Here is a 9,507-nt window from a genome sequence, read left to right on the forward strand (position 1 = left end):
TATGCGTCGGCAACGTCAGAGGTGTATGAGCAACAGCCGCCTAGGTACACCCCCCCCGCCGAGCTGCAGCAGCGCCTCGACACCGTCCGCGCCCGCTACAACACCCGCCGCCGCCACGGCAGCCTCGACACCACCCCGCACGCCTTCTGGCACGCCGCGAAAGCCCACGGCGGACCCGGCGACCTGCCCCGCCAGGACGACGCCACCGTCCACCTCATCAAGGTCACCGACAACGGCACCGCCATCCTCGGCCGCCACACCCTCTCCGCCGGCCGCCGCCACGCCGGCGCCACCCTCACCCTGCTGCGCAACGGCCGCCACGTCACCGCCTACACCCCCGACGGCGACGTCCTCGGCACCCTCACCCTCGACGAAACCAAGCGATACCAAGGAAAACTCACCCCAGCCGCCTAACCCCACCCACCAACCACGACACAACACCCAAGACAAAACCTTGACACAAGACCCGAGACATGACACCGGTTAGAACCGGTATAGCCACTCACGAGTCACTCGGCGAGTTCGGACGTCTCCAGCCACCGCGCCTCGACGTCGTCCTTCTCCGCCAGGACGGCCTTCAGGTCGGTGTTCAGCTCGATCAGCTTCTCCGGATCGGTGGCCGCTTCCGCGAGCGCCGCGTGCAGCTTCTCTTCCCGCTTCGCGAGCTGGTCCAGCTTCCGCTCCAACCGGCCCAATTCCTTTTGCGCCGCACGGGTTTCCGCCGCGCTGCGCTTGGCCTCGGTCTTCTCCGCCGCCGGTGCTTCGCGACGCGGCGCGGCTTCCTTCGCGCGGGCGCGGCGCTGCAGGTACTCCTCGATGCCGCCCGGCAGGTGCGTGACCTTGCCGTCGCCGAGGAGCGCGTACGTGGCGTCGCAGACGCGCTCGACCAGGTACCGGTCGTGCGAGACCACCACCATCGTGCCCGGCCAGCCGTCGAGCAGGTCTTCGAGCTGCTGCAGGGTGTCGATGTCCAGGTCGTTCGTCGGCTCGTCCAGCAGCAGCACGTTCGGCTCGGCCATCAGCAACCGGCACAGCTGCAGCCGGCGCCGTTCGCCACCGGACAGGTCGCCGACCGGCGTCCATTGCCGAGCGGCGGGGAAGCCGAGCTTCTCGCCGAGCTGCGACGCGGTCATCTCCTGCTTGCCGAACACGACGCGGCCCGCGATCTGCTCGATCGCTTGCAGCACTCGAAGATCGGCGGGCAGGTCGTCGAGTTCCTGGCGCAGGTGCGCGAGCGCGACCGTCTTGCCCTGCACCCGTCGTCCGGTCGGCGATTCGACGTCGCCGCCCAGCAGCTTCAGCAGCGTGGTCTTGCCGGAGCCGTTCACGCCGACGAGACCGATCCGGTCGCCGGGGCCGATCCGCCACGTCACGTGATCGAGCAAGGTCCGGTCGCCGACCTTGAGCGAAGCGTCTTCCAGCTCCAGCACGGTCTTGCCGAGCCGGCGCTTCGCGAACGCCATCAGCTCCACGGAATCGCGCAGCGGCGGCACATCCGCGATCAGCGCTTCGGCGGCCTCGACGCGGTAGCGCGGCTTCGAGGAACGCGCCTGCGGACCGCGCCGCAGCCACGCCAATTCCTTGCGCGCCAGGTTTTGCCGCTTCTCCTCCGCGGTCGCGGCGAGGCGGGCACGTTCGGCGCGCGCGAAAATCCAGTCGGCGTAACCGCCCTCGTACTGCTCGACCCGGCCGTTCGCGACCTCCCAGGTGAGGCTCGCGACGGTGTCGAGGAACCACCGGTCGTGCGTCACGACCACGACCGCGATCCGGCGGGCCAGCAGGTGATCGGCGAGCCAGCGCACGCCTTCGACGTCAAGGTGGTTAGTGGGTTCGTCGAGCACCACCAGGTCCAGTTCGCCGGTCAGCGCGGCGGCCAGCGCGACCCGGCGGCGCTCGCCGCCGGACAGGTTCGCGGTCGGGGTCTCGAGCCCGATCGCGGTGATGCCCAGACCGTCCACAATAGACCGGACGCGTGCGTCGGCGGCCCACTCGTGTTCGGCTCCGTAGCGCTGCAGCACCACATCGCCGACCGTGCTGCCCTCCGGCAACTCGGTGCGCTGGGTGACGACGGCCATCCGCAGGCCGCGCACCTGGCTCACCCGGCCGGAATCCGGCTCGCTCAGTCCGGAAAGGACTTCGAGCAGCGTCGTCTTGCCGCCGCCGTTGAGCCCGACGACGCCGATGCGCTGCCCCTCGGCGATCCCGAGGGAAACGTTGTCCAGCAACGGCTTCACGCCGTAGGACTTGCTCACCGATTCCAGGTTGACCAGGTTGGCCATCCGGATCCTTTCCACTGTGGACTGTTGATTCAAGCTTGGGTTCAGGCGCTGGTCAGGCGTGCACGCGCGGCGGCACGTTGCGCGGCGCGTCGTCGCCGCCGACCACCCGGGCTCCGGGCACCGGGCCGTGCGCCACCCGGACCGTCCGGCACACTCCCGCGCCGGACAGCTCCGCGGCCACCTCGACCGCAGTTTCCGCGTCGGAGCACAGGAACGCGCACGTAGGCCCGGAGCCGGACACGCATCCGGCCAGCGCGCCCGCGTTCACCCCGGCGCGCAGCGTGCGGCGCAGACCGGGCCGCAGCGACACCGCAGCCGCCTGCAAGTCATTGCCGAGCAGCAGAGCGAGTTGGCGAGGATCCCCCGACGCAAGCGCCTCCACGACCGGCGTGTGCGACCCGATCCGCGGCGGCTTGCCGTCGGCACGCAACCGGTCGAGTTCGCCGAACACCTTGGGAGTGGCCAGGCCTTCCTCGTCGAAGGCCAGCACCCAGTGGAATGTGTGCCGCGCGAGCACCGGCACGAGTTGCTCGCCGCGACCGGTGCCAAGTGCAGTGCCGCCGTACAGCGCGAAGGGCACGTCGCTGCCCAGGCTCCCGGCGATGGTGGCCAGCTCGTCGCGCGTGATGTCGAGCTTCCACAGCGACGAGAGCCCGACCAGCGCCGCCGCCGCGTCCGCGCTCCCGCCCGCCATGCCACCGGCGACCGGAATGCCTTTGCGCAGCACGATTCGCACCTTCGGCGCATCCGCGTCCGGCCGTCCGGCGTAGGAGGCCAGCTCGCACGCCGCGCGCCAGGCGAGGTTGGTGCCGTCGGTGGGCACCGTGCGCTCCCCCTCGCCGTACACCTCGAGCCCAGGCTCGTCGGCGGCCGCGACGGTCACCTCGTCGGTGAGCGAAAGCGCCTGGAAGACGGTGACCAGCTCATGGAACCCGTCCGCCCGCAGGTCGCCGACGGCCAGGTGCAAGTTGACCTTGGCCGGGACCCGGACGGTGACTGGTGGCGGAACGACTGCGAGCACCCGTCCAGCCTACGTGGCACCGCCCCGCCAGGGCTCACCAGGAGAAAAACCCGCCCGGATTCACGGCCAAACTTCAGGACGCCTGTCCCGAAAGTCCGGACACACGGCCCGAGAAGCCGACCTCCGGGACGAATCCGCGAACGGCGGATGCCACGACCGCGAGCGCGACACCCTCTCCGCGCGCCGACCCCCACAGACTTCCGGACCGCGACCGCGCAAATCATCCCCACGCCGCTGATCGCGTTGGCGCTGGCGCTGGCGCTGGCGCTGGCGAAAAATCAACCAAACTCACGAAAACCCGCAAGGCGGACCTGGACCACAACGCGGGATCGCGCCGGCGTTTGGGGGCTGACCGGCGTGACAGGCCGAAGGCCCCTCACGCCGGTCAGCCCCCAAACGTCGGCTTAAAAGCGATCCCGCCCGCGGCGGCGGAGCCGACGCCATCAAACACAGCTGTCTGGCTGACCCGCCAAATCAGACACGCCACGGGCCGCCCCGAATACGGAGCGGCCCGCGAAACGTCTTGCAGCAGAAAGTAAATCAAGCAGCAACCACACTCTGCGGCCCACGAGCCACCTGGCTGACGTGCGCACCCCGATCAGAGATCCACGACAACGCAGCGTCAGCCCGCTCCCCACGCACCCCCAACCGGAACCGAGCGATCGGCGTGTCCCCAATACGGGTGAGGCCACCACCAATAGTGGCAAGTTCCACATCGAAGCGGCTAGCCGCCTCAGGCAGCAAAGCGCCCACCGACGCGAAGCCGATCAGCACGATGTCGACCGCGCGGTCGTACTTCGCGGTCTGGGCGCGCGAGGTCTCGATCGACGGCAGCACCGCCTGCGCGGTCCAGCTGTCCGGCGTCGAGATCAGGTCGAGCACCGTGCCGCGCTCGACGATCGCGCCGTTGTCGAGCACCGCGACGTCGTCGCAGACCCGGCGGACGACGTCGGCGTCCGGCGTGGTGACGACGACCGTCACGCCCAGTTCGGCGCGCGCCCGGTCGAGCACGGCGAGCACCGCGCCGGCGTCCTCGGCCGAGATCCCGGCGGTCGGGTCGTCGGCGAGCAGCACAGCCGGTCCGGCGGCGAGCGCCTTGGCGACCGCGACCCGGCGGAGCTGGCCGTCGGTGAGTTCTTCCGGCTTCTGCGCGGCGCGCGGGGTGAGGCCGACCAGGTCGAGCAGCGAGCCGACGCGGCTGCGCCGCTGCGGGCCGTCGACGCCGAGCTGTTCCAGCGGGCTGGCGATGTTGCCCGCGATGGTGCGCTCGGCGAGCAGCTCCGGCTTGGTCCCGACGACACCGAGCTGGCGGCGGATCTCCCGCAGCCGCTTGCCGTCGAGCGTCGCGGTGTTGAGGCCGTCGAGCCGCACGACGCCGCGGTCGGGGCGCTCTTGCAGCGCGATGCAGCGGGCGAGGGTCGACTTGCCGGAACCGGACGGACCCACGACTCCGAACAGCGAGCCGGCTTGCACGTCAACGCTCACGTCGCGCAGCGCGGCAACACGATTTCCGTGGAAGGGAAAGGACTTGGACACGTTTTCGACAGTGATCACGAAAGGGCTCCAGGCAAACGAGGCGCGGCGCCGATTCCGGGCGCGCCAGGCGTCATCGAATTACCGTCCACAGTGGACGGCGCAAGAAACTGCGGAAAAAACGATCAGGCGATGACCATGGAGCGTTGACACGCACATACCGAGCGGCGACCTTCGTCGACTACGCGCCGGCGGGTCAGCAGGAGCGGGCGGGTGACCCTCTTCATCGAAAACAGCCTCCATCGGTCCTGGCGGTAGCACCTGCCCTGCGGAGGGTGGTTGCTGCGACTTCGGCGAGCCAGGTCTCTCAGTCGCTCGGGATGGACGCTTTCGAGTAAAGCCGATCCCATTGGCTGAACGCAAGCTCGTTGGTGCAGATCACACGTCTGGTGGTGCCCGCATACCGGAACACCTCGTCCCGGTTCGCGAAACCCGGAACCTCGGTCCCCGAACCTTGCCTCGACCTGCGAAACCCTCGCGACAGCCACCTGCAGCGAACGAGTTCGTTCCACTGTGGACGATCAAGAGCCGTTATGGAACAAGAGTTTTCTCGTTGTCAAGCGGCAGGCGCCCGGGGTCCTCGACGCTCGGGTCACCGAGTCCGCAACCGGGTCGGGATAGGTCAGCGGAGCGAAGCACCTCGAACCGGCGGCGCTGAACAACCCGGACCGCGGAGCAATCGGACTCCCCCGAATGCCAGGGCCCTGACGAGCCGCCCGTCACAGGTAACCGGCCATCTCAGCCGCAGTCGCGCGATGACCGAGAGTAGCTGCGACGCCCGTAATGACCCACGATCAGCGACGAAGCAAGATCATCAGACCACGCAACGAAACTAAAGCCCCGCAAGCGGAATACCCGCCGCGATGCCGCCGTTGGACATCGCAAGCGAGTGCCGCGGGAGGGGGTCAGTTTCCGGCAGCCGCGATCCGCGCGAACGCGTGCACGTCGAGCTGTTCCCCGCGCGTCTTCGGGTCGATCCCCGCTTCGACGAGCAACTCGCCAGCCCGCTCGGCAGAACCGGCCCACCCAGCCAGCGCGGCCCGCAAAGTCTTGCGCCGCTGCGAAAACGCCGCATCCACGACCGCGAACAACCGCGCGCGATCCACTCCGGAAACCGGGTCAGTCCGGGTGAACGAAACCAGTGCGGAATCGACGTTCGGCACCGGCCAAAACACCGCACGCGGCACCGCGGCCACCTTTCGCGCGGGGCCGTACCAAGCGAGCTTCACGCTCGGCACGCCGTAAGTCCGGCTGCCCGGCCCGGCCGCCATCCGATCCGCGACCTCGGTCTGGACCATCACGAGCCCGCTGCGCAGCGACGGCAGCTCGGCCAGCAGGTGCAGCACCACCGGCACCGCGACGTTGTACGGCAGGTTCGCCACGATCGACACCGGCTCAGCCGGGAGATCGGCAGCCCGCACGCGCAACGCGTCGGCACCGACCACGGTCAGCCGTTCCGCTGCCTCCGGGGCGCGCTCGACCACCGTGCGCGGCAGGCGGGCGGCCAGCACCGGATCGATCTCCACCGCGACGACCTGAGCGCCAGCGGCGAGCAGCCCCAGCGTCAGCGACCCGAGACCAGGCCCGACCTCCAGCACGACCTCCCCCGGCTGCACGCCGCCGAGTTCGACGATGCGGCGGACCGTGTTGGGGTCGTGCACGAAGTTCTGCCCGAGCTTCTTCGTGGGCCGGACGTCGAGTTCGTCGGCCAGCCCGCGGATTTCGGCAGGCCCCAGCAGTTCCACCACCGGACGAGCCTACCCAGCGCCATCGGCACGGCCACACCGCGTACGAAAACAGGCGGCCGCGAGCGCGAAGCTCACGACCGCCTGCTGGAAAAACTCGGGTCAGGCCTTCTTGCCGCACACCGGCCAGGCGCCGTAGCCGCCGCCGCGAGCATCGCGGACCTTCTCGGCCACCGCGATCTGCTGCTCCCGGCTGGCCTGGTTCGGCAGCGCCGCGTACTGGTCGCCGCCGTAGGCGTTCCAGGTCTGCTTGTCGAACTGGAGGCCGCCGTAGTAGCCGTTGCCGGAGTTGATGGCCCAGTTGCCGCCGGACTCGCACTGCGCGATGCGGTCCCACGCGGAACCGTCGCCGATCGCCGGCTGCGGCGGCTTCTTGGTGCCGACCTTGATGATCTTGGCCTTCGCCTCGACCAGGGTCTTCTCCGAGACCTGCTCGCGCGAGACCTCTTCGCCGTTCTTCTTCGTGACCTTGTAGGTCACCAGCTTCTTGCCCGGCGTGCCCGGGTCGTCGACGCTCTGCTGGCCCTGCAGCTGCGTCGGGTCGTCGACCTTCTGCACGTCCGGGTCGATGGTCTCTTCCTGGTTGACCATCGACACGCCCATGCGGCTGACGTGGACCTCGGCGCCGTTCTTCAGGCTGACGTCGAGGCCGCCGTCGATCGCGTCGTCCGGGCCGAGGTTCAGCTTCAGGTCGGAGACGAGCTCCTTGGTGGTCACCGCGTTGGTGCTCACCTGGCGGGGCGCGTTGGTGCCGTCGAAGAGCGTGATGTGCTTGAGGGTCTTGACCTGGACGGTCGAGCCCTCGAGCGGCAGGTCGCCGGAGGACGGCATCGACGTCCACGCGCCCTGGGAAACCATGCTGCCCATGCCGAGCTGGTTCATGGCCTCGCCGAGCGTGGTCGCCCGGACCCAGGAGGGCCGCGACACACCGTCGACGACGAGGTTCAGCTGACGGCCGCGCTCGAGCTTGATGACGCCGCCGTCGCCGACCGCCGCCTGCGGCGAGGGCGAAAGCGCGTCGTGCTCGCCGACGGACAGGCCCGCGTCCTTGAGGACGTCGCCGACGGTGCCGCCGAAGCTGTGCACGGTCTGCTGGTGGCCGTCGACGTCGACGGTGATGCTCTTGTTCATCGCGAGCGCCGCCGCGCCGCCACCGCCGACGGTGACCAGCAGCGAAAGCACCGCGCCCTTGAGGAAGCGCCGCTTCCAGGTCTTGGTCGCCTCGCGCAGCCCTTCCTCGACCGCGGCCTTCTTGGCCTGCGGGGAGGCGGTGCGGTCCTGCTCGACCTCGTCCGGGAGGACGAGCGGCGGAAGCATCGTGGTTTCCGCGTTGATGAGCCGGATCAGCTCGTCGACGTCGACGTCGATTTCCGACATCAGCAGGTCGGCGTCCGGGCCGAGCGCGGCGAGCACGTCCTGCTCGGTCACGCGGAGTTCGTCGGAGAAGTCAATCTGCCCGTAGGCGGTGTCCTCGAGCTCGCGGTCGAGCACGGCCACCGAAGAGGCGGAGGAGGAAAAATATGCCGAACCCGCGTCAAGACGCGAGTCATCCTGCCGACTACCAGTCACCGGGTCGTTCCCTTTCCCAAGACATCGCGCGTGTTTCGCGCGTCGCCCTTCGTTCGCGACACGCCATCAGGCGCGCCTCTCAAGTCCGACACCCCCAGCCAGCGCCATCGTCACGGTCCCAGGTCGTACCAACCCCGGTTCCGCTTCCCCGACGTGCACTGACGTGACTGGTGGGCGTATCAGCCGGCTCCGCTGCGCGTAACCGACCGGCACGATCACGGGACAGTAACGGGTGTCGGCAGGTTGCGCAAACACCCCCCGGAGTGTCGTGACTTGCGTCACTCATCAGGTGGACGAATGCACGATCTCGAATGTCGCAATCCGTGCAACCCGTTGTGACACTACGGAATCAGGAAGGCAGCCGGTATGCGCGTTCGGCAGTGGTCCGGACCGCTTCGGCCACCTCGTGAACCGCTTCACCGCGCAGCTGAGCGAGGTAGCGGACGGTGTAAGCGGTGCAATACGGCTCGTTCGGCCGCCCACGGTAGGGATGAGGGGTCAGAAACGGCGCGTCCGTCTCTGCAAGGAACTGCCCGCGCGGCACGATCCGCGCAGCCTCATGCAGCCCGCGCGCGTTCTTAAAGGTGACCGTGCCCGCGAAGGACAAGATGTAACCCTTGTCGATACAACGGCGCGCGATGTGCTCGTCGCCGGAGAAGCAGTGGAAGACGACCGTCTCGGGCGCGCCTTCCTCGTCGAGAATGCGAAGCACGTCCTCGTGCGCGTCGCGATCGTGAATCATCAGCGCCTTGCCGAGCCGCTTCGCGAGGTCGATGTGCCAACGGAAGGCCACCTGCTGCGCATCGTGCGGCGAGTAGTCCCAGTAGTAATCGAGCCCCGTCTCGCCGACCGCGACCACCCGCTCCCCGCGCGCCAGACGCTCCACTTCGGACTGTTCAGCGGCCCCGAATTCCTTGGTACGCGTGGGATGAATAGCCACCGCCGCAAAGACCCGCGAGTCCCACGTGGACGCTTCAGACGCCCAACGAGCAGCAGCAAGATCGTCCGCGACAGTGACAACACGCGCGACACCAGCCCGCTCGGCCCGGTCGACCATCGCGGCAACATCAGCCGCAGTCTCCGCCCCACACGCGTCGAGATGAGTGTGCGCGTCAACCACCGTCACCGGCAGCCGATCAGGAATCGGAGGAAGCTCGCGCTTTTCATCACCCATGCACCCAAGCTACTGCGCCCCAAGCCACCAAGTCCGTGAGGGGAACCCTGAGGGACTCAGCTTGGGTTCTAGCGGTCGTTGCAACGCCTGAGTTGTGCAGGGGTTGCTGTGTTCGAGGTCGGCGAGGGCCGGTTGCCGCGGGGTCGTGTGAGGCTGGCGGCGGAACGCCGCCGCTATTTTGATCTT

Annotated in this window: 6 protein-coding genes, 1 pseudogene and 1 riboswitch; of the genes and pseudogenes, 1 reads left to right on the plus strand and 6 read right to left on the minus strand. The window is 68.7% G+C overall.

Annotated elements, in window-relative coordinates; genetic code table 11:
• Positions 1–414: pseudogene (locus D0D37_RS44310) on the plus strand (hypothetical protein); the annotation flags it as partial.
• 95 nt (positions 415–509) lie between these two features.
• Here D0D37_RS44310 and D0D37_RS44315 read toward each other — a convergent pair.
• The 6 genes from D0D37_RS44315 to D0D37_RS44340 all read right to left on the minus strand — a co-directional run bounded on the left by D0D37_RS44315 (position 510) and on the right by D0D37_RS44340 (position 9,321).
• Positions 510–2,279, minus strand: a complete 1,770-nt coding sequence (locus D0D37_RS44315; RefSeq protein WP_116206554.1) for an ABC-F family ATP-binding cassette domain-containing protein — start codon at positions 2,277–2,279, stop codon at positions 510–512.
• Positions 2,280–2,331: 52 nt separating this feature from the next.
• Entirely contained in the window at positions 2,332–3,300 is a 969-nt protein-coding gene (locus D0D37_RS44320) for a 4-(cytidine 5'-diphospho)-2-C-methyl-D-erythritol kinase (RefSeq protein ID WP_116206555.1), read from the minus strand.
• A 540-nt stretch (positions 3,301–3,840) separates the two neighbouring features.
• Positions 3,841–4,854, minus strand: coding sequence for a methionine ABC transporter ATP-binding protein (locus D0D37_RS44325; RefSeq protein ID WP_116206556.1), 1,014 nt, complete (start codon positions 4,852–4,854; stop codon positions 3,841–3,843).
• 215 nt (positions 4,855–5,069) lie between these two features.
• Positions 5,070–5,160, minus strand: a riboswitch (SAM riboswitch).
• A gap of 578 nt (positions 5,161–5,738) precedes the next feature.
• Positions 5,739–6,581 (minus strand): 16S rRNA (adenine(1518)-N(6)/adenine(1519)-N(6))-dimethyltransferase RsmA, encoded by an 843-nt coding sequence (rsmA, locus tag D0D37_RS44330; protein WP_116206557.1) that lies wholly within the window; start codon positions 6,579–6,581, stop codon positions 5,739–5,741.
• Positions 6,582–6,680: 99 nt separating this feature from the next.
• On the minus strand, positions 6,681–8,069 hold the full coding sequence (locus D0D37_RS44335) for a resuscitation-promoting factor (protein WP_116206559.1): 1,389 nt from the start codon (positions 8,067–8,069) through the stop codon (positions 6,681–6,683).
• Between the two features lie 427 nt (positions 8,070–8,496).
• Positions 8,497–9,321, minus strand: coding sequence for a TatD family hydrolase (locus D0D37_RS44340; RefSeq protein ID WP_116206558.1), 825 nt, complete (start codon positions 9,319–9,321; stop codon positions 8,497–8,499).
• Positions 9,322–9,507: the final 186 nt, after the last annotated feature.

Origin of the sequence: Amycolatopsis circi (assembly GCF_003385235.1) — a bacterium.
GTDB classification, from domain to species: Bacteria; Actinomycetota; Actinomycetes; order Mycobacteriales; family Pseudonocardiaceae; genus Amycolatopsis; species Amycolatopsis circi.